We start from the raw sequence: 22,818 nt of genomic DNA on the forward strand, positions 1-22,818 counted from the left end.
TCCGGACGGCGGGACTTCGGGCCCAGGGGGGGGCCGGAGCCCCGTCCCGGGTCCGACGAAGCCGTGCGGTATCGGGCACGGCGGGTTCGCCGGACCGGGACTGTTCTTTTCGTGGCTGTCAGTCCAGCGGTTCGATCCACAGGTTCCTGAAGCGGACCTTGTTGCCGTGGTCCTGGAGCCGGATCGCGCCCGCGGCGGCCGATTCGGCGTCGCCGGCGCCGGTCGGGCCGTCCACTGCCACCTTGTCGTGGACTTTCCTGCCGTTCCACACCACGGTGATCCTGGCGTCATCGATCTTCCGGCCCGCGGTGTCGAAACGCGCCGCACGGAAGACGATGTCGTACGTCTGCCAGCTTTCCGGTGGAGTGGCGGCGTTCAGGTCGGCGGCCTTTTTCTGGTAGATGGACGCGGCCTCGTCCGGGGCGAGTTTCTCCACTCCGAAGGAGTCCAGGATCTGGATCTCATACCGCTCCTGGAGGTAGATGCCGCTGTTCCCGCGGTCTTGCCCGGTGACATCGTCCGGCAGCTTCGGCACCCGGAATTCGGCGTGCAGCCTGAAGTCGCCGAAGGCCTGTTTGGTACGGATGTCGCCGCAGCACACCTCGATGGAGTCCTCGGCGGCGCGCGGCCATTCGACGCTGCGGCCGTCGGTGTGCTGCCAGGCGGTGGAGACGCTGCCGCCGGAGAACAGGTCGATCCGGCTGCCGGGTCTGCGGACCTCGATCATGTCGAGGTTGACGTGGCCGGTGTCCTCGGGCCGATAGGTGTAGGCGATGGTGTTGCGGCCCTTGTGCAGGGAGAGCCGCTCGGTCTTGGTGGACCACCGGTTCCAGGCGCCGGTGAAGGGGAGGCTGGTCTGCTGTGCCTGGCCGCCGTTGACGGCGATGCCCAGGGTCTTGATGCCGGTGAAGGGGTGGGGGCCGTTGGCGTAGCGCAGTCCCACGTCATAGCTGCCCTTCGCGGGCGCGTCGACGTCGAAGGTGGCCGTGGCGCCCGGGGTGCCGAAGCCGTCGGCGAAGCCACCGCCGGTGTAGCCGGCGTGCTCGGTGTGGATGCCGGCTCCGCCGGCCAGGCGGGCCGATTCCGCGTCGTACGAGGTGATGGGCTGTTCGGGGCCGGGGCGTGCGTTCAGCGTGTACCACGCCTCGGTGGACCAGAGTTGCTCACCGGCGTCCGAGGCGAAGGGGCGCGGTGAGCGTAGGTGCACCACCCGGTCGGTCTTGAGGCCGGGGATGGTGAGCCGGACCGTGCGACGGTCGGCGGACAGTCGCGCGGCCGCGACGGGGAGGGCCTCTTCGTCGACCTTGGGGCCGCCGTACGCCGGGGTGGGGACGTAGCGCCACTGCTCGACGGAGTAGGCGCCGTTCGTCAGCTTGGCGGCGGTCTCCGCCGACAGGGGCTTGGTATAGGTGAGTTCAAAGCCGTCGCGGGTGGCGCGCATGGTCTTGATGTCGAAGGCGGTCTTGCCGTTCGGCGTGAGTTTCTGCAGGCCGAAGCGGAGTTTGCCTTCCTGGCCCCAGTTTCCGTCGGCGCCGAGACCACCGGCGTAGATCGCACCGTCCGGTCCGGTGCTGATGCGGGTGATGCCGACCTCCAGGCCCTGGGTGTGCCGGAACACCGCGCCCTGGTATTCGCCGTCCACCTTCTCCAGGTCGGCGCGCTGGATTCCGCCGTAGGTGACGTCGCCGAAGAGCATTTGCCCGGCGAAGGGTCCCTTTTCCAACAGCATCGGCGTGCTGGGCGAGTTGGCTATCTCGTTCTGCGGCAGCCAGAGCGCGGGCTTGGTGACCGGGCGGTCGTCGAACGGGCCGTCCGGGTTGGTGTAGTGGTTGAAGAAGCGGTCCTGCTTGACGTGGAGCAGCTTGGAGGCGGGCAGCCAGCCGCCCTGGTTGTCGGTGACGAAGAGATCGCCCTGGGGGCCCCGTCCGATCCCGTTCGGTGTACGGAGGCCGCCGGCCAGGTAACTCACCTTCCCGGTCTTCTTGTTCACCTTGATGGTGGTGCCGCGGTTCGCGGCGGGCTGCGGATCGGTTGTCGCACCTCCGTAGTTGATGGCCACGGAGAGGTTCAGATAGAAGTTCCCGTTCTCGTAGAGCAGTCCGAAGGCGAACTCGTGGAAGTTCCCTCCGTACGGCCAGTCGGCGACCTTGCGGATCTCGCCCGCGGCGTTCTCGCCCTCGATATCGGACAACTCCGTGAGCTGGTGCTTCTCGGAGACGTAGAGCTTACCGTCGACGTACTTGATCCCCATCGGCTCCTTCAGACCGCCGGCGATCTTCTTGTACGTGACCTTCTCCGGGCCGGTGTCACCCGTGACGTGGTCGAGGACGTACACCTCTCCCTCGGTCGTGGTGCTGCCGCCCCACGTCGTCACGGCGAGCTTGCCGCCCGGCAGCCAGTCCATCGCGGAGACCTGCGGCTCGAAGCCCTCGGGGCGCAGATCGGTGAGGGTGTAGCCGGGGTTGACCGAGGTCAGCGGAAGGCCGTCGCCGGGGGTGTCATAGCTGCCCTCGCACTCCTTGCGGCCGGGGGCGGTGACCCGCACGACGCCGGCGTCGGTGCTGAGCACGGAGTTCGGGACGAGGGAGAAGTCGTCGGCGCCCGGCGGCTTCCACTGGAGGGTGACCTGCTGGTCGCCGCCGCGGTCGAAGTGGTCGATGCGCAGGGCGTGGTAGCCGGGCGCGAGGGCGATCTCGCCGTCCTTGGGCTCGGCACCGTGCAGTCCGTCGTGGTCGACGACCTTCTTGTCACCGATGAGCAGCCGGGAGCCGTCGTCGCTGATCAGGCGAAACGTGTACATGCCGTCAGTGGGGACGTTGATGTTGCCGATGATCTGCGACACGAAGTTGTCGGTGAAACCGAAGCCCTCGGTGGAGGACCAGTCGGCGTTGGGGATCAGCTTGTCGACGTTGGGGGTCTGCGCCGGCTTGAGGTCGCAGAGCTTGCTCAGCGGGGACTGGATATCGAAGACGCGGAGGGTGACGCCAGGTTCCTGGGGCGGCAGGTCCTCGAAGGGCTTTACGTCCGCTTCGGCGGCCGGTGTCGCGAGGCCGCCGGCGAAAAGAGCGGCGAGGAGCAGGCCGGCGATTCTTCGTGGCCCGCGGCGATGGCTACGGAGGCCCGGGGGGTGCTTGCGTGACGTCACTCTTCCTCCTGCTGGGCGCTGGGCGGCGCGGCCCGACGGCGGACCGCGGTCAGAGAGTGGAGCTCGTCCACGTACGGGTGGTGCGGCGGTATTCCGCCCTGAGGCACGCAGACGTCCGTACGAAAGCGACGCCCAGCGTACGAACATCACCCCGAACCGTCCATACTTTGTCCTCAGTAAGTCGAAAGTCCCGTCCCTCGCCGTCCTCCTGTCGGACCCCCGCGGGTGGGCCGGGCCCGACGGGCTCTCCGCGTGCCTGGCGATGCGAGCCCCCAGGCACCGGGTTCATCCAGTCCCGGGACGTCGCCGCCTGGTGCTGGGACCACCGCATCGCGCTGCTGGCCACGGACACCCTCGCCGTCGAAGCAAGCCCCTCAACCTCACCGGTGGCGTCGGCTCACCCGCCAACGCCACCGCTCTTCGCTGACGACCACGACACCGACGCCGACGCCGACGCCGACGCCGACGCCGACGGCCAGGGTGTACTCGACGCCGAACCGGCGGCGCACGATCTCGGCGATCCGGGCAGGCGTCCAGCACTGATCACTCCAGCCGGAGGCGGCCGGTCCGGCATCAACCCGGCATTCATCAGTGCCGGTTCTGGTGCCGCGGGGCCGGGTCCCCGACCGTCCGGGGGAAGGCTCGCCGGTAGTCGCTCGGCGTGGTGCCGAGTTGTCTGAGGAAGTGGTGGCGAAGGTTGTTGGCGGTGCCGAGCCCGCTCAGTTCCCCGATCTTCTCCACGGAGAGGTCCGTCGCTTCCAGCAGTGTCCGGGCCCGGCCCAGACGCTGGTGGAGGAGCCACTGAAGCGGAGTCGACCCGGTGGCCGCGTGGAGCCGCCGGTAAAAGGTGCGCGGGCTCATCGCCGCCCGCCGTGCCAGGTCCGTGACCGTCAGCGGTCGGTCGAGGTGGGCGCGGGCCCAGTCGAGTACGGGAGCCAGTCCCGCGTCGTCGCTCGTGGGCACGGACACGTCGATGAACTGGGCCTGGCCGCCGTGCCGGTGGGCGGGCACCACCATCCGGCGGGCCAACTGGTTGGCCACGTGCGCACCGAGGTCACGGCGCACCAGGTGCAGGCACAGGTCCAGACCGGCGGTCAGCCCGGCGCTGGTGAGCACGTCGCCGTCGTCGACGTACAGCACGGAGGCGTCGACGTCCACCTTCGGGTAACGCTCGGCCAGTTGACCGGTGTGCATCCAATGGGCCGTGGCGCGACGGCCGTCGAGCAGCCCCGCCTCCGCGAGCGCGAAGGCGCCGGTGCACAGGGAGACCATGCGGGCTCCCGCGTCATAGGCCCGCCGCAAGGCCGTGATCAGCTCCCGCGGCAGCGGCCTGCCCTCGTCGATACAGGGGTCGGGCACCGAGGGCACGATGACCGTGTCGGCGTCGGCGAGGTCGTCGAGTCCGTAGGGCGCCTGCCACCCGAGCCCGGGTCCGGCCGTCGCGTGCTCCGACACCGGACCTCCGGCCCCGCACAACCGCAGGTCGTACCAGGGGTCGGCCAGATCGGACTGCGGCTTCCCGAAGACGGTGCAGGGGATGCTGAGTTCGTACAGATCCCACGAGGGGACCTCGATGTCACCCATGACGACCACAGCGACAGAGCCGGCACCCATGCTCCAAAGTCTATGGCAGGAATCTGGTGGTGACTGTCACCGGTGTCACTTCTTCCGTCCGCCACGCGCTGCGAACGTGGCCCGTACGTGATGACGCGTCACGTACGGACGTACGACATCCAAGGAGTGGTGACATGAAGGCAACACCCCAGGCCGTCACCGTCGTGGGACTCGGCTCGATGGGCTCGGCACTGGCCGCGGCGCTGCTGGACCGGGGCCACCCGACCACCGTGTGGAACCGATCCGCGCACAAGGCACAGCCACTGGTCGACCGCGGCGCCCACCAGGCCGCGACGCTCCAGCAGGCGATCGCGGCCAGCCCGCTCACCATCACCTGCCTGCTGGACTACGAAGCCCTGCACACCGTCTTCGACCCCGTCGCCGACGCCCTGGCGGGCAAGTCCCTGATCAACCTCACCTCCGGCACCCCGGACCACGCCCACCAGGCCGCCGTCTGGGCCCGCTCCCACGACGCCGACTACCTCGACGGTGCCATCATGACCACTCCGCCCGGCATCGGCAGCCCCGAGATGATGGTCCTGTACAGCGGCTCGCCCGCCACCTTCGAAGCCCACCGGGACACCCTCACGGCCCTGGGCGACCCCCTGCACTTGGGCACCGACCCGGGTGCCGCATCCCTCTACGACGCGGCGCTGCTCGGCCTGATGTGGGCCACCATGACCGGGTGGCTGCACGCCACCGCGCTCGTCGGCACGGAGAAGACACCCGCCACGGCGTTCACCCCCGTCGCCATCCGCTGGCTGACCGCGGTGGAGGGGTTCCTGACCAGGTACGCGCCCCAGGTGGACGCCGGCCACTACCCGGGCGACGACGCCACGGTCGACGTGCAGATCGCGGCCATCGACCACCTCATCCACACCGGGGCGTCCCGAGGCATCGACAACGCCCTGCCCGAGCTGCTGAAGGCGGCCCTGGTACGAGCCAGGGCCGCGGGCCACGGCTCCGACAGCTTCGCCAGTGTCATCGAGGTCCTGAAGAACCCGGCGGGCGACAAGTGACCACGAGACCACCGACAACACCCTCGGCCTGGAAGACGGCGTCGAACGCCTCCTTCGCCTGGACATGCCGTAGCGGATCTTGGCCCACCGAGCCTGGCCGTGAGCGCTGTCGGGGTCGAAGCAGCGGCCCCGGCCGGCCCATCCGCGCAGTGTCGCTGCGACCTTTTGCCAACGAAGTCAGGCGCCCCAGGTCAGCAACACCTCAACTGTCCCGTCTCAAGGGATCTGATCTATGTCTCAGCTGATCTGGTCCGTGGAGCCGGGACGGTGCTGCGAGTGATCGGCGATCCACGTCCGTGCGGTCCACGTGCCGCGTCGCGGGCCGGTGGTGCGAGGCGTTTTCACGCCCGCCGGGGGACGTCATTCGCCCGCGGCGTCCTCGGCCTCCCAGCGCGGCGGGTCACCCGGCTGGCACTCGAGCACCTCGCAGAGCGCGGCGAGCGTCGCGACACGCACCGCCTTGGCGCGGCCATTATTGAATCCCGCCGCAGGCCAGCGTCGGCGGCGTCCCCCGCTGGACTGTGCGACGGCCGGATTCGAGGACGCAGTTCCGGTACGGCCGTTTCGGTGGTCGCGGGGTTCGCGCCACTTCCCGGGCCGGTACTGCGTCGGCGTGTTCGGCGGCCGAAGAGCAGACCGCGCTGGTCATGCGAAACACGGGGAGCTTTCTCGCTCAGTCTCCGGTGACGCGGATGATCGTCTTGCCGGGGGTGCGCTTGTCCGGTGTGAACGCGGAGGCCGCCTCGGCGAGCGGCCGGACGGCGCCGACGATCGGCTTGAGGCGGCCGTCCCGCAGCCGCTGGGCGAGGTCGGCCAGACGGGCCCGGTCGGGTTCGACGACGAAGAAGACGGCTCGCCCGTCGCGGGGGTGGACGGTGACCGGCTCGGCGATGGTGACCAGGGTGCCACCGGGCCGGACCCGTGCGGTGGAGCGTTCGAGGATCTCGCCGCCGATCACGTCGAACACCACGTCGACCTCGCCGACGTCCGCCAGTCCCTCGGCCTGGAGGTCGACGAAGGCGTCCGCGCCCAGGCCGAGGACGGTGTCGCGGTCGCCGGCCCGGCCGGTGCCGATCACCCGGGCACCGACCTCTCGGGCCAGCTGCACGGCGATGGAGCCGACGCCGCCCGCTGCGCCGTGGATGAGCACGCTCTGGCCGGTGATCAGGTGGGCGTGGTCGAACAGGGCCTGCCAGGCAGTGAGACCGGAGATCGGCAGCGCGGCGGCCGTGAGGTGGTCGACATCGGCCGGGAGCGGGGCGAGGTTGCGGGCCTCGACCGCCGTGTACTGGGCCAGCGAGCCGTTGCGGGCCCAGTCGGCCAGACCGAACACGCGCTGCCCGACCGTCAGGCCGGTGGTGCCGTAGCCGAGCTCGGTGACCACGCCGGACAGCTCGTGGCCGGGCACGCTCGGGGTCCGGTCACGACCGGCCCGGTCGGTCCAGGTGCCGGGCCAGTCCAGCTCGCCCGGGGTGAATCCGGCGGCGTGGACCTCCACGATCACGTCGTTCTCTGCGGCGTGCGGGTGGGGCAGCTCGGAGAGGGTCAGGCCGCTGACACCGGCGTCGCGGTCCTGGACGGTGATGGCTTGCATGAGGGGTTCCTCTGAGTAGGGGGACGCTCAGGGAGCGGGCATCGCGCCTGGTGGGCGCAGGCATCGGCCCCGCAGGAGGCCGCCCGCCCGCCATGACCAATCCCAGCGCCGTTCACCCCTGTCCGCCACCGCACACAGCGGCGGACGAAGGACGGCTGGCAGGCGCCGTTGTGGTCACGCCTTGAACCCTAGGAGGGAAGCGGCCCAAACGTGAGGGCCACTTACACCCACTTCCAGTGGGCCATTTACCTGATTCCGGTTCCCCCGGCCACACACGTTCTCGCGCCCTCCCCGCACCATGGCACCCCCGTGGATCATGGTGTTCGAGGAGCTGGCCGTCGAACCCTCGCGCATACGCGTGTACCGGTCCCCAACTGTCTCCCCGGACAGCCAGCCCTAAACGATCCACCTTCGGTGAGAAAACCTGACGGTCACCAACCTTCGGTGACAACGCTCAATCTTTGCTGCGAGAGGTCACTCGGAACCCGTTCATTTGAGACGGGAAAATTCGAACCAGAATCGAACGATGGAACGGCTTCCCGTCGTTGGCCGGGTTGCCGTTCATCGGGGCGGGCGCTGGACGGCGAGCCGGCCACTTGCCTGTGTGCGTGGCCGGCTTGTGGCATCAGTGCGGCGTCATCATGCCTGCTGCTGGTCACTTCGCCTGGGCGAGCCAGACCGCGTCGGGACCGGCCGGGAATCGCAGCTGGCCGGTCATGTCGTGCACGGCTCGCCACACCGTCTCGGCAACGTCGCTCTCCTTGGTGAACACGTCCTGGCCCGTGAAGTCATCCATGGCCTTCTTCGCGAACGCTACGTAGGGCGCCGGGACGAGCGCGTCCAGCGGCCCGCCGTTCGTTGCCCTGGCTGCGAAGTTCGTCGTCAGGCAGGCGCCCGGCTCAACCGTCTTCGCCTGCACACCGAACGGCGCGAGTTCGAGCGCGAGGGATGCGGTGAACCCCTCGATGGCCATCTTGCTCGCCTTGTAGACGGCCGAGAGCGGCATGTGCCCCAGCACCACGCTGGAGGTCACGTTGACCACCACGCCGGAGCCACGCTCGCGGAACTGGGGCAGCACCGCCTGCGTCGTCGCCATCACGCCGAACGTGTTGGTCTCGAAAACCTCCCGCACTCGGGCCATGGGGGTGCCCTCGAACACGCTGATCGAGGGCACCCCCGCGTTGTTGACCAGGACATCGATGGGGCCCTCGGCCTCGAACGCGGCGGTGATGCTCTCGGGCCTGGTCACATCGAGCTCGACGACGCGGAGCCGGTCCGACTCAGGAAGGACGCCCGGACGCGGCGTCCGCATCGTGGCGATGACGTTCCACCCCTGCGAGTGGAAGTAGAGGGCGGTCTCCCGCCCGTACCCGGATGAGGTACCAGTGATCAGAACCGTCTTCATGTTGCGCCCCTTGCGATGTGGTGGGATCCATACCGGCGGACAGGCATTTCCCTGCTCCATGGGAGAACCGGTGATCCCATTGAATCGCTTTGACCTGCGGAGATAGTAGAACTATCCTCGCTGCTCCTTGCACGATCCTCCTGTGCGGCCCACCCACTCAGGGCAGGACACTTGTCGGCGCACGCACGGCCTGACGCAGGCGGGCGGCGTCCTGGCTAGGGGGTGCGCCGAACTGGCGGCGGTACTCCCGGCTGAACTGCGACGGGTTGTCATAGCCGACGCGATGGCCGACTCCGGTGACGTCTCCGGGGTGGGTGGCGAGCAGCAGCCGGGCCTCTTGGAGCCGGATCTGCTTCTGGAACTGGATGGGGCTCATCGCGGTCACCGCTTGGAAGTTGCGGTAGAAGGCGGAGACGCCCATGCCGGACTGCCGCGCCACGTCCTCGACCCGGAAGGGCTGCGCGTAGTGCTCGCGGATCCAGCGCACGGCCCGCGAGACGTGGCTGAGGCTGCTGTCGGCCAGGCCGAACTGGCGAACCGTCGCACCCTGCTCGCCGGTGATCAGACGCCACAGGATCTCGCGCTTGACCAGCGGGGCCAGTACAGCCCGGTCGCGGGGCTCGTCCAGCAGGCGCAGCAGCCGGACCACCGCGTCCAGCAGCGCGGCCGGAGCGTCACTGACGGCGATCCCCGACGGCGCGCCCCCGCTGCCGCGGGGGGTGTCTCCGGGCCCGGCCTCGAGCAACAGCTCGGCAACGGCGGACGGTTCCAGGACGAGACCGAACCCCAGCGCCGGCTGCTTGGGGTCGGCCTGGGTGAACTGCCCTGTGACAGGCAGATCGACGGATGCGACCAGGTACTGCCCGGGCCCGTACTCGAACACCCTCTCACCCAGGGCGAGGCGTTTGGCGCCCTGCGCGATGACCGCCAGGAGCGTGCCGGACATCGAGGGCGCCGGCGGATCAGGGCGGTCGACCTTCGAGATGAGGACGCCGTCGACGGCGGTGGTCCAGTCGGGCCGCGCATGGCGGGCCAGCAGGGTGCGGAGTTCTTCGAGGTACATGCGTCCATTGCAGCACCGTTCCGCGCCGTAGTTCCCATAGCCGCGAGGATCGTGCAAGTACGAACGAGTATCGGTCTAACGTTTCCGCAGGTCAACCCGGTTGAATGGAATTACCGCACTCCATCGCCGAAGAGAAGGCATCCATGATCGTCAACTACGGCTTCAACGCCACCCTGACCGCCAGGCCCGGAATGGGCGACCAGCTCGTCGACCTGCTGCTGACCGGACTGCACGAGGGCAGCCCCGGCGCGAGCGAACACTGCCTCGTCTACCTCGTCTCCCGCTCCGCGTCCGACCCCGACGTCGTCCACGTCACCGAAGGCTGGACCAGCGAGGAGGACCACCACCGCATCTTCGCCGGCGAGACCGCCCAGGCCATCGTGGCGCAGATCGACCCGCTGCTCGCCAAGGACTCCGAGTACACCGACTACGTCCCGGTCCGTGGCAAAGCCGCCTTCTGACCCGCCGAACACCCCACACCCCAGCCCCTGCCGCCTCGGTGTCCGCCGAGGCGGCCCCCTCCTCGCCCGACCGTCCCGCCACCACCCACGAAAGGCAACGACCATGACCACAGCACGCCCAGCCCTCGACCCCGAACTGCATGAACTCTTGGCCGACATGCCGCTGATGTCCCAGCTCAGCCCGGAAGTGCTGGCGCAGGTACGCCCCTATTCCTCGATGCCCGTCGAACCCCTCCTCGAAGGTCGCGCGATCGACCGGCGCGAGGTCACCGTTTCGAGTCCGGACGGCACCCCGATCCCCTTGTCCGTCTTCAGCCCCGCGAACACCGATCGCACCACCGCCGCACCCTGTGTCTACTGGATGCACGGCGGCGGGATGGTCATGGGCGACCGCTTCTCACAGATCGACATCCCGCTGGAGTGGCTCGACGAGTTCGGCGCCATCGTGGTCTCCGTCGACTACCGGCTCGCGCCCGAGGCCACCGGCATCATCCCGGTCGACGACTGCTACCAGGGACTGCTCTGGATCGCCGGCCACGCCGCCGAACTGGGCATCGACCCCGCCCGGATCATCGTCGCAGGCGCCAGCGCGGGCGGCGGCCTCGCCGCCGGCGTCACCCTGCTGGCCCGCGACCTCGGCACCCCGACGATCGCCGCCCAAGTCCTGATCGGCCCCATGCTCGACCACCGCAACACCACCACCTCCAGCCTCCAGTACTCGAACGGGCCCGGGGTCTGGACCCGCGAGATGAACGGATTCGGATGGCGCTGCCTCCTCGGCGACCTCACCGACGACGAGGTACCCGCATACGTCTCACCCGCCCTGGCCGACGACCTCGCGGGCCTGCCGGCCACCTACATCGACACCGGCTCCGCCGAAGTCTTCCGCGACGAGGACACCGACTACGCCACCCGCATCTGGGCGGCCGGCGGCCAGGCCGAACTCCACGTCTGGGCAGGCGGCTTCCACGGATTCGACGCCCTGTACCCGCAGGCACACATCTCGGCCACGGCCCGCCGAACCCGCACCGACTGGCTCGCCCGAGTCCTGCCCACCAGCCCCGCCGCATAACGCCACCGAAAACCTGATGATGCAGTGTGCATGAGCTTGGCGCTTGACGTCGCGGGTCACTCGGCCTGCTGAGATCCCTGGGAACAGGCGGCACATGACGCGGCCGTTCTCCACGCTTCGAGACGTCGAGTAACGAAGCACGAGAGAACGGCGGCGGTGTATGAGTGTCCCCGTCGTTGGGTCCGCAGGTGAGGCATTGAGCGTCCTGTCCCGCTTTCGGGTCGAGTTTTACGACTGTCTCTACGCCCGCACGGACGCGCTCTTCGAGCTCACCGACGCGATCTTGTGCGCGGACGGGCCGGTGAAGACCTGAAGACCCTGGTCGAGCTCTGTCTGGCAGTCGAGCACCGACGAGGGCACGGTCCCGCTATGCCGCGTTGGACCGGGGCTGGCTGGAGCCGACGCGGTTGCGCCGCGCGCTGGCCGGCCTGCCGCTGCCGAGGGCGGCCGACGGCCGGATCGTGCTGGCCGTGGATGTCGGCAACTGGCTCCGCTCTGATGCCCCGACCAGCGAGGACCGGCTGTTTTGCCACGTCCACGGGCGCGGCGACCGCAGCTCGGACCAGTTCGTGCCCGGCCGGCCCTTCTCCTCCGTCGCCGCCCTGGAGAGCGGCCGCACCTTTTGGACCGCGCTGCTGGACGCGGTGCGCCTGGGGCCGGCGGACGACGCGACTACCCTCACCGCTGCCCAACTGCGGGACGTGGTAACGAGGTTGGTGCCCGGCAGTGGCAGGCAGGAGACCCGGAGATCTGGATCGTGAGGGACTCCGGCTACGACGTCGCCTACCTCTCCCACGCCCCGGCGGACCTGCCGGTGGTGCTGGTCGGCCGGCTGCGCTCGGACCGCGTGATGCTCCGCGCCCCGGGCCCCGCCCGCTCCGGCCCGGAGGGGGCGGGCGGCCCCGCCGCCACGGTGGCGTCCTGACCTTCAACAAGCCGGACACGAACCCTGATCGGGAACCAGGGCCACCTCCTCCACGCACTGCGCGATTACGAACCCTTCTACAACGGACACCGTCCGCACAGAGCCCTGGAACAAGCCACTCCCTGCCGCCCACCACCCACACTCACCATGCAACAAGCCCAGCTCACCCACCTGGAACTCCGAAGACGAGACCGACTCGGCGGAACGCTCCACCAGTACCAGCACGCCGCCTGAACTGCGCGGATGATTATTCGGCACCCGCACTGTGCGGTACGAGCCGGCGAATCGGCTGTGGTTCGCGGCGCCGTCGTTGCTGATCCCTCGGTGCCGGTGGGCGAACGTGTTCCCGGTGACACCCCGCGACGCTGCTCCCCAACCGGCCCTGCTGAGCGCGTGCGGACACCAACCCGGGCCGACCGGCTCCTCGGCGTATCCGGACGGTACGAGCGACGATCACAGTTCGTTCCACTCTTGTGCGGCACGCTGGAGGTGGTCACGCAACACCGTGAGGGCTGGGTTGGCGGGGGCCCCGCGCCGGGTGGCCAGATAAAGCGTGTTGAGTGGCGCTATCTCGGGCTGGTGCAGTTGCACGATGTCCCCCGCGGCGAGGGCCGGGGCGGCGATGTAGCGCGGCAGAACCGAGATCCCGGCTCCCGCGGCCACCACGGCCAGGACGGCCCGCAGATCGGACACGATCATCGTGACGGGGTTGGGCGGTCGGCGACCGAACTCGGTGCGCCAATAGCGGCGCAGGATGGGCAGCTCCTCGGCGTATCCGATCACGGGGATATGCGCCAGCGCCTCCGCCGGGTCGGCCTCGAGCCGCACCGGGTCCACGGTGTGAGCCACGGCGGGAGGCGCGACAAGTACGAATTCCTCGTCGATCAGCGGCACCGCCAGCAGCGCCTCATCGGTGGGGCGCACCGCCGAGACGACGAGGTCGAGCCGCCCGGAGACCAGCAGGGACAACAGATCGTTGGCCAGCCCCAGCGTCGCGTGGACGCACAGGCCCCGACGGGTCAGTGGACACAGCGCGGGCAGGACCCGCAAGCTCATCACTTCGGCCGCGCCTCCGACTCGCACCGTGCCCCGCAGCGCGGGTGAAACGTCGGTGGAGTCGAGGGCGCCGCGAAGCTCGTCCACGTGAAGGCCGACGCGCGAAGCCAGGGCGGCTGCCCGCTGGGTGGGAGCGACCCCCTTGCGGGAGCGCACGAACAGCGGCTCGCCGATCTGCTGCTCCAGGCGCGCGAGCTGTCCGGTGACCGCGGGTTGCGTCACACCGAGACGTTGCGCCGCCGCGGACAGCGACCCGGTGCGATAGATCTCCAGAAACGTCAACAACAGATCAAGGTTCGGCACGGGACCGCACTTCTCAGAGAGCGTTACCAAGGGGAGGAAGACACCCTCCCGCCAGGTGAGGAAGAACCCATGGAGAAGAACCCATGGGACTCCTGATCACCTTACTGCGCGAGCCGGCCACCGTCCGAGGCCGTGCCGACGTCACCGGCCACCCGCTGCACGGACCGTGTGCTCCCTCGGACGGTGCCGGAGGTGTGTCAGGGGGCGGTGTTGGTGAGCAGGGTGTAGCGCACGGTCTGGGCGTGGATGAGGCCGTCGCGGAAGACGAAGGTGTCCACGCCGTCGTCCACATGGGTGGTGTCGGCGGTGGCGGCCCACTCCAGGAACAGGACATCATCCGCGAACTTCGGGCTCCTGGGGTTCCACTGGGCGTTCGGGAGGTCGGTGAGGACCGCCCCGATGCCCTGCTTCACGCCGTCGCGGCCACGCAGGATCCCGGATGGAGTGATGAACACGGCGTCCGGGGCGAAATTGGCGGCGATGGCGTCGAGGTCCCCTGAGCTCAAGGCGCGGACATGAGCCTCAAATGTCTCTTCGGGGGTGCGTTCCATCTCGTGCGAATCCTTTCATCGGCGGGACAAAGGTGAGACGGTCTCCGACTCATGCCAGGTAGGCGATGCCGTGGGCTCCTTGATCGCCAGGATCGATGTCCAGCGTCCGTTCGACCGTGCCGGTGTCGAGGTCGATCACGTGGAGAGTGCCCGAGTACAGGTTGGCGACGAAGGCACGGGCGCCGTCCGGCGTGGTGCGGATGGTGATGGGGACCTTTCCGACCGGCGCGTCGAAGTGGTGCTCCAGGCCACCCGGTCCGTGGACGGACAGCTGCCCGGCCACGGACTGTCCGGCGGCGTCCGTGGCCACGAGACCGACCAGGACGCGGCCGTCCGCGGCCACGTGGACCGGACAGCCGGGCGCGTTCAGCGGCACGCGGTGGATTACTTCATCGGAGCCGGTGTCGATCACCAAGACCGTTGCCGGGGGCGGGCCCGCGGGGCCGCCTTCGTAGTGGAGGGCCGTGCCCGCGGCGTAGGCGCGGACACCGTCCGGGGAGACGGCAACCTCTTCGGTGCCGTAAGGGGCGGGGATGCGTGCGGCGAGTCCGCCGCGGACGAGGTCCAGGACGGAGATGAAGGGGTCTGCCTTGTTGGTGGCATAGCCTTTGCGTCCGTCGGGAGTGATGGCGAACCAGTGGGGGCGGTGGGCACCGACCTCGATGCGGCCAACCGGCCTGTGCGTGGCCGTGTCGAGCACGACGACCGCTCCCCCGCCGGCGGGGCCGGCCTCGACGGTCACGTAGAGCAGCCCGCGGCCGGCGTCGAGGGCGAGGCCGTGGGGCGCTTCCTCGGGAGCGAGCGGGATGACATCGACCAGTTCGCGGCGGAACGGGTCGACGATCGAGATCTCGTGTGCCTTCTCTCCCGGGTCGGTGTAGACGCCGGAGCGGTAGGTGTGCGAGACGTACAACAGCTCCGTCGTGTGATCCACGGCGATCTCGTGGGGCTGGGCGGCTACCGGGAGGACGCCGAGCGGCTCGTAGTTCAGACCGTCGAAGAAACGGATCGCTTCGCCGGTTGACGTGACCACGGCCAGGACCGGTCGCCGAGCCGACGTCTGGTTCACTGCCGGTCTCCGTTCGTGGTCTCCCGGTCGATGAACTCGATGACCTCGTCGTTGGGCCCGTAGACGAACGCCACCTGGAAGGTCATCGGATCGTCCCCAGCGGTGGTGATCTTCTTCGGGGCCGCCAGCGGACGCGCGCCGGCGGCGACCGCCCGGTCGAAGAGGTCGACGACGTCATCGGTGCGGACGGCGAAGTGCACCACAGCGGCCACGCGGCTGCGTTCGCCGTCGTCATGACGTTGCGCGGGGTCGAGCCCTTGCGGCGAGCCGCCCGGCGGGGTCGAAGCGGCATCGAAGAGTTCGATGAGCCGGTCGTCACCGGCGTCGAGGAAGGCGGCACGGTGCACTCCGCCGGCCGGGACGCTCCATTCGCGAACGAAGCGGAAACCCAGGGCGCGGGTGTAGAAGTCCACCGAGGCATCGAGGTCGTAGACGTGCACGGCGACGTGGTCGAGACCACGGTTCGAAACGGGGCTGGTCACATGTGTTCCTTGCGTGATGTGCGGCTGGAGGGCCTGCGGGAGTTCAGCGGCTTCCGCACTCCGCGGCCCGCGGACCGCCGGCCGGGCGCGTGCGGTGCTCGCGGGCTGCGAGGCGGGGGCGGCACGGCAGGTCCGGGCGACAGCACACCGCTGAGCACCCGGACACAGGGGCGGTGGTTTACCGAGCGGCCAGGGCCTCCAGCGCCTTGCGGGCCGTGGCCACGCTGGACTGCGGGTTCTGGCCGGTGATCAGGTTGGCGTCCTGGATGACCGTGCTGCTCCACGGGGCGCCGGGCGTGACCTGCGCACCACGCTCGCGCAGGCGGCCCTCGACGGAGAAGGGGACGTTGTCGCCCAGGCCGCCCTGGCGCTCTTCCTCATCCGAGAAGGCGGTCAGCTCGCGACCGGCGAAAGTGAAACCGCCGTCCGGCGTGCTCGCGCTCAGCAGCGCGCCGACTCCGTGGCACAGAGCAACCACGAGCTTGCCCTGACCAACCGCCTCGTTGAGCAGACGGCCGAGGTCGTCGTCGTCGACGAGGTCCGCCATAGGGCCGTGACCGCCGGGAATGTAGATCGCCTCGTAGTCGTCCGCCCGCACGTCGGCCAGGGCGAGCGGCGCGGCCAGCTGATCGGCGATGCCGTCGAGGTAGGCTCGGAACTTCTGCGCGTCCTCCTCACTCACACCGCCGCGCTCGTCGAGGCTGAGGACATCCACCGTGGGGCGTACCCCGCCCGGGGTGGCCAGGTCGATGTCCCCGCCGTCGGCGGCCAGCACCTCGTGGGAGGCGGCCACCTCCTCCGCCCAGTAACCGGTGGGGTGGGTCGAGCCGTCCGCCATCTTCAGGCTGTTCGCACCGGAGATGACCATCAGAATCTTCGACATCGAAATGCCTGCTCTTCTCGCTTGAAGGGGTTGTGTCGTCATGCACCGCCGACGCCGTAGCCGGTTCGCCGGCGGCCTCGGGAACAACACCACCCTCCATCACGAGTCATCCATACGTCTCCCGCAGCCCATAAGATTATTTATGGATGACAGGAGGGGAAACGTTGCCTTCCCGCCGTCCTTCATGCTGTCTGCCACGTCGGAGCAACCGCATTCCCCACGCCAACCGGCCCCGAGCCCGCAGCCGCCGCTTGACAGATCAACCGCATCGGATGCCTTGACCCCTAGCCGGCTGACTCCGGCGCCGGCCTGCTGGGGGCGAAGAGGGAGACGAAGCGGAAGAGGAGCGCCGGTCGCCGCTTGACGTGACAACCTCCCCCAGCGTCGGCGTGGCTTGCGCTGCTTCGCACTGCCCGCCGAGCCCAGGGAACTCGTGGCAACCCGTCAGCCTCCGTAAACCGAGTCCTCCTTGTCCGGGATAACACTGCCGTCCTGTCGCCGCACCGGCCCCATCGTGCCGTCGGGGTTGGTGTATCCGGTGGTGGAGCAGGGGTAGGCGGCTTCCTTGCGCGGCAGCGGCTCGATGAACATGGGGTTGATCAGCCAGGCGCCGTCCGCGTTGTCGTAGGCCCGGCACATGATCTCGTTCTTGTTCCGGTTGAGGACCAGGCCCGCGCCGGTGGCGTCGCCGACCATCGTCACATCGGTGTCGGCATCGCCCGCGCCGATCACCAGGCGCTTCTCAGGAGGCTGCTGCTTCCAGGCAGCGGGGCCGGTGACACCGAACACCTTCTCGTTGAGCCAGCAGCGCTTGCCCTCGATGTACGGCATGACCTTGCCCTTGCTGTCGGGTTCGCCACCGCACCCCTCCTGGGTGTAGGTGATCCGCCCCTGACGGTCGAGCAGGTTGCGGATGGCGAGGGTGTGTTCGCGGTCGATGCCGACGCCACCTGCCCAGGCGTTGGTGACTGGAGTGCTGCCGGCGGAATCCACCCACACCTCGAAGCCCGCCTTCTTCAGGACGCGGATCAGGTCCTTGACCTGCGGGTTGTATCGAGCGTAGGCGTGCAGGGTGTGGCTGCCGACCCGCTGCGTGGCGCCGATGGGCGCGGCCAGCGCCTCGGCCCGGGACTTCCGCGCATAGGAGGTGACCTCGGCCTCGGTGTGGCCCGCGAACAGCTGGGGCACCCAGGCGTATTGGGGAAGAGTCCGGCGGCTGTTCCACTCTCCCGCGAATGCCTTGTGGCCGTTCATCAGGGTGGCCTCGCTGCGAACGGAGAAAATCTCGTCCGTGCAGGCGGTGTTGGTGGAAGTCGGCAGTGCAGCACCGACGGGCACGTCCGTGCCACATGCCTTGGTCAGTGTCCGGTCGGCTTCCTCGGTCAGCCAGGGACTGGTGTCGGACCACCGGGCCGGTCGCAAGATCTTGTCGTGCTTGAGAGCCCAGGCGATGGCGAGGTCGGTGATGTCGTTCTTGGTGACGGTGTTGTCCCAGTCGAAGGCGGCGACTGGGCGCTTGCCATGACGCACATGCGGATTGCCGCATGTGCCGTGCTCGTCAATCACTCGCTGAAGCTGCTCCCTGTTGTCGCCGTACCACGCGAGCGAGGAAGAGAGGCGGGGGCAGTGGGCGCGTCCGGCAGCGGTCTTCTCCGCCGCGTACGTGGTGCCCGCTGGAACCAAGGACGTCAGTACGGCGACCGATGCCAGCCCGAGGACGGCAGCCAGTGGAGCAGTGCGCATACGGTGACTCTCCTTCGCGTCGAGGGCGGTGCGGACGGCACGTTCGTATGACGGCCGTCAGGCGCCTTGTACCGTACGCGCACCGATCATCCGGGTACACCTTTTGAGTGGCGAGTCACCGTGGTGGCGGCGAGCACGACTCGCCGGGCGCGCCCTGAAGCTCGACGAACTCGCTCACCGCCACATCGCCGCATACCCCACACCCCGCTTGCCGCGTACCCCCCACCCGCTCCTGGTCACCGGTCCATGTGGTGTCGTGCCTCACGAGCGTCACCTCATTGACTGGTCACGCAACCCCGGATTAGCCTGCGACCGTCACCAGCCGTCCGACGACGGCTGTATCACCCGGACACCCCGTTCACCCACGTCCTCGCTCAGCCGTGCCCCATCGCCACCACCTGATCGCGTTATGGCCCTGACCAGCACTCTCATGAGGAACCCATGGAACTGAACGAGTACCTGTACTTCCTGCGCCGTGCGTTCGACGGCATGATCGGCGCACTGGAGGAACTGGGCGACGAGCTGGCCAACACCGTGCCCCCGCTGGCCGCGGCGAACAGCCCGTTCGCGGTCGCCTACCACTGCACGGGGGTGGCCGATTACTGGATCGGGCACGTCATCGCCGGCAGGTCTGTGGACCGGGACCGGGCCTCGGAGTTCACCGCCGTCGGGACCGTCACTGATCTCAAGAGCGCTGTGGACCCGCTGTTCGACCGTCTGCGTGACGATCTGCGGGGAGTCGACGCACAGGCGGCACCCCGCAACGTACCGCCCGCCTCCTTCGAAGGCCCCGACCGTCCGCTCAGCTGTGCCGGCGTTCAGCTGCATGTACTGGAGGAACTCGCCCAGCACCACGGGCAGGTACAGATCACCCGGGACGTCCTCCTGAACGGAACGGTGCGATGACGCATACGACCCCCGCCCCGGGAGCCCCGGCCGCCGACCATCGCCACATCCCGGGCTTCGATGATCTCGACCGGGACTGGCTGCGCAACCGCGCCGGGGTGAAGTGGCACCGCGTGGATCAAACGGTCCTGCCCGCCTGGGTGGCCGACATGGACTACCCCATCCCCCGGGCCGTCGCCGAGGCTCTTCACGAGGCCGTCACCTACGGAGATTTGGGCTATCCCGACTGGCCCGACGGCACCCCGCTGCGTCGGCTCTTCGCCGAGCGCATGACGTCCCGTTACGGCTGGGAGGCCGCTCCGTCCCGCGTCCGCGAACAAACAGACCTCATACAGTGCCTGCAGCTCCTGCTCCACCTGGCCACTTCCCCAGGGGACGCCGTCGCCGTCCAGACGCCGAACTATCCTCCGTTCCTGGCCACGCTGAAAACGATGCGCCGGCCCGCCGTTCCGGTGCCCATGATCCAGACCGACCAGGGCTGGCGTATGGACTTCGCCGCGCTGGCCGACGGCGTGGCCCGCCACGGCTGCAAGGTCCTCCTGCTGGTCAACCCCCACAACCCCACCGGCCGGGTCATGACCCGGGACGAGCTCGAGGAGGTCGCCGCCGTCGCCCGACGGCACGACATGCTGGTCATCAGCGACGAGATTCACTCCGAGCTGAGCCATGCCCCCCATCGGCACATCCCCTTCGCGTCCCTGTCGCCCGACGCGGCCGCACGGACGGTGACCATCACCTCCGCGACCAAGGCGTTCAACCTCGCCGGCCTGCGCTGCACCGTCACCCATTACGGCCCCGACCGGCTGCTGGCCACCCGCGACGCCCAGCCACCGGACCTGTACGGGACCGTCTCCACCCTCGGTGTCGTCGGCACCCAAGCGGCCTGGCGGCACGGGGATCCCTGGCAGAAGGAACTCCTGACCGTCCTGGACCGCAACCGCCATCGTGTCCACGACGCACTGCGCGACCGGGTGCCGGCACTGCGCCACTGGCTTCCCGAAGCCACCTACCTCGCCTGGCTCGACGTCCGTCGGCTGCGGCTCACGGAGGATCCGGTCCAGTACGTGCTCCGCGAGGGCAAGGTCCTCCTCGACGGCGGGGAACCCTTCGGCCCGGAGTCCGGCGAATATCTGCGGCTCAACTTCGCCACCTCAGCGCAGGTGCTGGACGAGATTCTCGACGGCGTCATCACCGCGCTGGCCCCCCTCCAGGAGCGCTGAGGACGCGGCGCGGCAAGCCGGGGTTGCCGCCCGGCGCCCCCCCATCTCCGTTCGGCCGATCAGTATCCAAACTTGGCCACCCAGGTGCTTCAGGCGCTCGACCACGTCACCGCGGTGCTCGCCGAGGCCCGGTCCGGCCGGGCAGACGTGATCACGGTCCGGGCGCATCTCACCGACACCGCCCACTTCCGGGAGTTCAACACTCTGTACTCCGAGTACCTCGCCACCGACCAGGGCTCCCTCCCGTCCCGCACGACGGTGTACGTGGGCCTGCCGACCGGATTCCTCGTGGAGATCGACGCCCTGGCCGTCCTGGGGTGACACCACCTGTGCCACGGGCCGTGCCGCCGCATGCCCGGCCCGTGGCGACGGGTTGCTGCCGTGGCACCGCAGGCCCCGCGGCCCCATCCATAACGGCGCCGGCTTGAGACAGTGATCTCGTCACCGTATTGACGGGTGTCGCAATCGACAGCCGACCTTCCTCGTGCGGCCGTCAGCCGACAAGGAGCCGATGACCGGCACGGGCCATCGATCGGACGACGATGCGCAGCGGACCGCCGACCAGGGCCGGCGGTCGCGGAAGCCCGGCTCAGCCCAGGAGATCTTCGTCTGGACACCCTGAGTTCCGGCCCGATACGCGAAGGCCGACGCGGACCGCGTGGGAGTCGGCCGTCTCGCGGCACTCGATCCATTCGGTCAGGTGCTCGACGATGGACAGCCCCCGTCCGTGCTCGTCTCCGCACTCGTCGGATCGGCCCGCCGCGGACGGTGGGGGGGCGGATGGCGCGCCCCGGTCAATGACTTCGAGACTCAGCCGTCGGGCGTCCAGACGCAGGGAGACGCACATGCCGACTCTTCCGTGCACGGCCGCATTACCGACGAGTTCGCCCACCACGAGGACCGCGGAGTGCAGGTCGTCGTCGACCACGCCCCACAGGTCGAGCTGAACGCCGACGAACCGACGCACCTCCGGGACCCGGCAGGGCTCGGCGGGCGGGGTCACCGTCACCTGCCGGGGTTCCCTGCCGAGCCGACCCGGACCATCGGATACATAAGGTGACACACGCGTCACGCTGGGGGCGGAAAGAACGAGCATGACCCCTATTCGTCACCTGTCAACAGGGTGACGAATAGGGGCGGCCTGGAGGGGAAGAAACCACAGACTAAGCCTGTTTGCCGCGTGACCTCGTCCGCAGCCCGCTATCGACAAGGAAGACGTCACCTGTCAATCTGGACGTGTGCATGAGTTCGTCTTTGTGAGTGGTCGGCTGTGTCTCGATCTGGCGGGCACCAAGCTGTGGCGGCGGAGTCTTCGCACGGAGCTGCTGAAGTCCCCGGATGATCTGCGGCACTGGGTTCGCCAGGCGGAGCTCCTGGATGATCCGGGCCAGGCGGACGCCCGCGCGCTGGAGCGGCTGCGCCGCCTGCGTGAGGCGGTCTACACGCTCGCCACTTCCTGGCCTCCGAGTGACCACCCGGATGCCGATGTCGGTGAAGCCCTCGCAGAGGTGAACGAAGCGGCCCGGCTGCCGCTGCCGAAGCATCAGCTCGAGGTGTCGGGTCGTCTGACCCGGACTGGCGGCGTGGACGAGGTACTCGGTGCGGTGGCCCGCGACGCGGTGGACCTGCTGAGCTCGGCCCGTTTCGCGCGGATGAGGGAGTGCGCCAACCCGGACTGCACGCGTCTCTTCGTCGATCTCTCCCACTCCGGCGCCCGACGATGGTGCGGGATGGCCGAGTGCGGGAACAAGCACAAGGCCGCCAGCTACCGGAGGCGGAAGAAGAAGCGAGGCGCCGTCGAAGCCGCTGCCTGAGGGCAGTTCCTCGCCGGCGAGGAACTGGCGGCGATCACGACGGCCTTGGGGCACTCATGATGAGCTCTTGGCCCGCAACGGTGGACACGCCTCACTGTGGCGTACCTGGCACGGCTGTTCGCCACAGTGAGGCGTCCCAAGCCGCGGAGTCCTGGCGGGTCCCCGGCCATGGCAGGAACGGTGAGTTCCGGCCGGGGGTTCAACGGTGCGGCGAAACGCTGGCGGGCCTGCGCCGGGATGTTGGAGCAGGCCCACCGGGCGGTTGGGCGACACTGCAGGTACGGGGGCGTTCGAGTTCGGCCTCGTCGATGACACCCTTCAGGCCTCCCCGCAGGTGAGCATCTCGTCGAAGGACTGAACGGCGCGCTCCCGCACCCCCGGTGAGCCTGAAACATCGACACCAGGATCGACGACGTCACATACTGACCCTCGTCGAAATCTGACAACGGGGCCTTCTGCGTCCGGGCCTTCCAGGACAGCGACTTCTGCCGCA

The 22,818-nt window shown here is 69.0% G+C and carries 20 protein-coding genes and 2 pseudogenes; 8 read left to right on the forward strand and 14 right to left on the reverse strand.

The annotated features are described in order from the left end of the window. Window positions 1-118 precede the first annotated feature (118 nt). From ACFYOY_RS43995 to ACFYOY_RS44005, 3 genes are all read right to left on the reverse strand, one after another. Complete coding sequence (locus ACFYOY_RS43995) at window positions 119-3,145, reverse strand: family 16 glycoside hydrolase (protein WP_388593461.1); 3,027 nt, start codon at window positions 3,143-3,145, stop codon at window positions 119-121. A 380-nt stretch (window positions 3,146-3,525) separates the two neighbouring features. Beyond that, entirely contained in the window at window positions 3,526-3,654 is a 129-nt protein-coding gene (locus tag ACFYOY_RS44000; protein ID WP_388593464.1) for a hypothetical protein, read from the reverse strand. A gap of 79 nt (window positions 3,655-3,733) precedes the next feature. Next, complete coding sequence (locus tag ACFYOY_RS44005; protein WP_351904645.1) at window positions 3,734-4,759, reverse strand: helix-turn-helix domain-containing protein; 1,026 nt, start codon at window positions 4,757-4,759, stop codon at window positions 3,734-3,736. A 134-nt stretch (window positions 4,760-4,893) separates the two neighbouring features. Between ACFYOY_RS44005 and ACFYOY_RS44010 the strand changes: the two genes are divergently transcribed. After that, window positions 4,894-5,778, forward strand: a complete 885-nt coding sequence (locus ACFYOY_RS44010; RefSeq protein ID WP_351904648.1) for an NAD(P)-binding domain-containing protein — start codon at window positions 4,894-4,896, stop codon at window positions 5,776-5,778. A 360-nt stretch (window positions 5,779-6,138) separates the two neighbouring features. On the opposite strand, the pseudogene ACFYOY_RS44015 reads toward ACFYOY_RS44010, so the two are convergent. The 4 genes and pseudogenes from ACFYOY_RS44015 to ACFYOY_RS44030 all read right to left on the reverse strand — a co-directional run. Then, window positions 6,139-6,264 (reverse strand): annotated as a pseudogene (locus ACFYOY_RS44015) (helix-turn-helix domain-containing protein); the annotation flags it as partial. A 187-nt stretch (window positions 6,265-6,451) separates the two neighbouring features. After that, window positions 6,452-7,372, reverse strand: a complete 921-nt coding sequence (locus tag ACFYOY_RS44020) for an NADP-dependent oxidoreductase (RefSeq protein WP_388593467.1) — start codon at window positions 7,370-7,372, stop codon at window positions 6,452-6,454. A 655-nt stretch (window positions 7,373-8,027) separates the two neighbouring features. After that, window positions 8,028-8,777: an SDR family oxidoreductase gene (locus ACFYOY_RS44025; RefSeq protein ID WP_351904654.1), complete on the reverse strand. Its 750-nt coding sequence runs from the start codon at window positions 8,775-8,777 to the stop codon at window positions 8,028-8,030. Window positions 8,778-8,934: 157 nt separating this feature from the next. After that, window positions 8,935-9,840, reverse strand: coding sequence for an AraC family transcriptional regulator N-terminal domain-containing protein (locus ACFYOY_RS44030; RefSeq protein WP_388593470.1), 906 nt, complete (start codon window positions 9,838-9,840; stop codon window positions 8,935-8,937). 143 nt (window positions 9,841-9,983) lie between these two features. Here ACFYOY_RS44030 and ACFYOY_RS44035 point away from each other — a divergent pair, with 143 nt between their 5' ends. The 3 genes and pseudogenes from ACFYOY_RS44035 to ACFYOY_RS44045 form a co-directional block, all read left to right on the forward strand. Beyond that, a complete protein-coding gene (locus ACFYOY_RS44035) occupies window positions 9,984-10,301 on the forward strand; it encodes a putative quinol monooxygenase (protein ID WP_388593504.1) in 318 nt (105 codons plus the stop codon). A gap of 103 nt (window positions 10,302-10,404) precedes the next feature. Next, window positions 10,405-11,373, forward strand: coding sequence for an alpha/beta hydrolase (locus ACFYOY_RS44040; protein ID WP_388593473.1), 969 nt, complete (start codon window positions 10,405-10,407; stop codon window positions 11,371-11,373). 160 nt (window positions 11,374-11,533) lie between these two features. Beyond that, window positions 11,534-12,318: pseudogene (locus ACFYOY_RS44045) on the forward strand (transposase); the annotation flags it as partial. Between the two features lie 433 nt (window positions 12,319-12,751). Here the strand turns inward: ACFYOY_RS44045 and ACFYOY_RS44050 are convergent. From ACFYOY_RS44050 to ACFYOY_RS44075, 6 genes are all read right to left on the reverse strand, one after another. Further along, window positions 12,752-13,657 carry a LysR family transcriptional regulator gene (locus tag ACFYOY_RS44050; RefSeq protein WP_351904663.1) on the reverse strand — a complete coding sequence of 302 codons (906 nt, stop codon included), beginning with the start codon at window positions 13,655-13,657 and terminating at the stop codon, window positions 12,752-12,754. Window positions 13,658-13,854: 197 nt separating this feature from the next. Continuing rightward, window positions 13,855-14,208 (reverse strand): nuclear transport factor 2 family protein, encoded by a 354-nt coding sequence (locus tag ACFYOY_RS44055; RefSeq protein WP_351904666.1) that lies wholly within the window; start codon window positions 14,206-14,208, stop codon window positions 13,855-13,857. A 49-nt stretch (window positions 14,209-14,257) separates the two neighbouring features. Then, window positions 14,258-15,241 carry a YncE family protein gene (locus ACFYOY_RS44060; RefSeq protein WP_388593477.1) on the reverse strand — a complete coding sequence of 328 codons (984 nt, stop codon included), beginning with the start codon at window positions 15,239-15,241 and terminating at the stop codon, window positions 14,258-14,260. 32 nt (window positions 15,242-15,273) lie between these two features. Next, window positions 15,274-15,759, reverse strand: a complete 486-nt coding sequence (locus ACFYOY_RS44065) for a VOC family protein (RefSeq protein WP_351904672.1) — start codon at window positions 15,757-15,759, stop codon at window positions 15,274-15,276. Window positions 15,760-15,937: 178 nt separating this feature from the next. Then, the gene (locus ACFYOY_RS44070; protein ID WP_351904675.1) at window positions 15,938-16,642 is read right to left on the reverse strand and encodes a type 1 glutamine amidotransferase domain-containing protein; all 705 of its coding nucleotides are present in this window, start codon (window positions 16,640-16,642) and stop codon (window positions 15,938-15,940) included. Between the two features lie 444 nt (window positions 16,643-17,086). Further along, window positions 17,087-18,385 (reverse strand): haloacid dehalogenase-like hydrolase, encoded by a 1,299-nt coding sequence (locus ACFYOY_RS44075; RefSeq protein WP_351904678.1) that lies wholly within the window; start codon window positions 18,383-18,385, stop codon window positions 17,087-17,089. A 441-nt stretch (window positions 18,386-18,826) separates the two neighbouring features. Here ACFYOY_RS44075 and ACFYOY_RS44080 point away from each other — a divergent pair, with 441 nt between their 5' ends. The 3 genes from ACFYOY_RS44080 to ACFYOY_RS44090 all read left to right on the forward strand — a co-directional run bounded on the left by ACFYOY_RS44080 (window position 18,827) and on the right by ACFYOY_RS44090 (window position 20,832). Further along, window positions 18,827-19,291, forward strand: coding sequence for a DUF664 domain-containing protein (locus ACFYOY_RS44080; protein ID WP_351904681.1), 465 nt, complete (start codon window positions 18,827-18,829; stop codon window positions 19,289-19,291). Then, window positions 19,288-20,511 carry a MalY/PatB family protein gene (locus ACFYOY_RS44085; RefSeq protein WP_388593482.1) on the forward strand — a complete coding sequence of 408 codons (1,224 nt, stop codon included), beginning with the start codon at window positions 19,288-19,290 and terminating at the stop codon, window positions 20,509-20,511. Before ACFYOY_RS44080 ends, ACFYOY_RS44085 begins: the two co-directional genes overlap by 4 nt. A 72-nt stretch (window positions 20,512-20,583) precedes the next feature. Next, on the forward strand, window positions 20,584-20,832 hold the full coding sequence (locus tag ACFYOY_RS44090) for a RidA family protein (RefSeq protein ID WP_351904687.1): 249 nt from the start codon (window positions 20,584-20,586) through the stop codon (window positions 20,830-20,832). A 268-nt stretch (window positions 20,833-21,100) separates the two neighbouring features. Here the strand turns inward: ACFYOY_RS44090 and ACFYOY_RS44095 are convergent, their stop codons facing one another. Continuing rightward, window positions 21,101-21,520, reverse strand: coding sequence for an ATP-binding protein (locus ACFYOY_RS44095; protein ID WP_388593485.1), 420 nt, complete (start codon window positions 21,518-21,520; stop codon window positions 21,101-21,103). Between the two features lie 229 nt (window positions 21,521-21,749). Here ACFYOY_RS44095 and ACFYOY_RS44100 point away from each other — a divergent pair, with 229 nt between their 5' ends. Then, the gene (locus tag ACFYOY_RS44100) at window positions 21,750-22,325 is read left to right on the forward strand and encodes a CGNR zinc finger domain-containing protein (protein WP_388593488.1); all 576 of its coding nucleotides are present in this window, start codon (window positions 21,750-21,752) and stop codon (window positions 22,323-22,325) included. Window positions 22,326-22,818: the final 493 nt, after the last annotated feature.

The organism is Streptomyces sp. NPDC007875 (assembly GCF_042868035.1).
GTDB classification, from domain to species: domain Bacteria; phylum Actinomycetota; class Actinomycetes; order Streptomycetales; family Streptomycetaceae; genus Streptomyces; species Streptomyces antimycoticus.